This window comes from Shimia sediminis (assembly GCF_003990645.1).
Classification (GTDB): domain Bacteria; phylum Pseudomonadota; class Alphaproteobacteria; order Rhodobacterales; family Rhodobacteraceae; genus Shimia; species Shimia sediminis.
The window spans coordinates 1-762 of the sequence record NZ_RYZK01000069.1 but is presented as its reverse complement, the minus strand read 5'-3'; the positions used below and the strand labels follow the sequence as shown (position 1 = coordinate 762).

Annotated in this window: 1 protein-coding gene; it reads right to left on the bottom strand. The window is 45.4% G+C overall.

The window, feature by feature from the left end; all coding sequences use genetic code 11:
• Positions 1-491 (bottom strand): hypothetical protein (locus EK369_RS22890; protein WP_206198157.1); only part of this gene is annotated, 491 nt, incomplete at its 3' end.
• Positions 492-762: the final 271 nt, after the last annotated feature.

The window sequence follows — 762 nt, the reverse complement described above, 5'->3', positions numbered from 1 at the left end:
GCTACTTCCTCTGCATGTGTTCGTTGTACAAAAATGGCTCCGACAAAAGGAAAAGGTGGTGAAAAATCAGGAGGAAGTGGAGGTAAAAAAGAAGAGAAAAAGAAACCAGCTTCAGCTCCTGCGGCTGCTTCCACAGCAAAGCCTTCAGCCTCATCTTCCTCTGCTCCTAAACCATCAGCAGCTGCATCATCCTCAGCTCCAAAAGCTGCAAAATCTGCCACTACAAAACCAGCAGCATCCAAATCAGCTGGTGCATCTAAAACTGGGGCTGCCAGTAAACCAGCAACTGCTCCTAAACAAGCTGCAGGTGCTGCCAAACAGCCTGCAGGTGCTAAATCTTCTGCAAAGGCTGCAGGTGATAAAAAAGCTGCCGCCAAGCCCAAAGTAGCAGCAAAACAATCTAAAACACCAACAGCCAAGAAACCTACAAGCAAAACTGCTGTTAAACCAAAAACTCCTGCTAAAGCTGGTGCTGCTACTACAGTGGTCAAGCCCAAGAAGAATGTTCCAATTAAAGCACAGAAGGGTGTTGGTAAAGTGGTTAAGTCACCAGGTGTTCAGAAGGCTTTGAAAATCCAAAAAAAAGTAATTAAAGGCTCGTTTGGTACAAAAGCCCGTATCGTTCGTACGTCGGTCCATTTTCGAAGACCTAAAACTTTCAGGCCTCCCAGGAATCCGAAATATCCTAGGAAGTCAGTGCCCAAGAGAAGTCGAATGGATGCATACAATATAATTAAGTATCCATTGACAACTGAAGCTGCC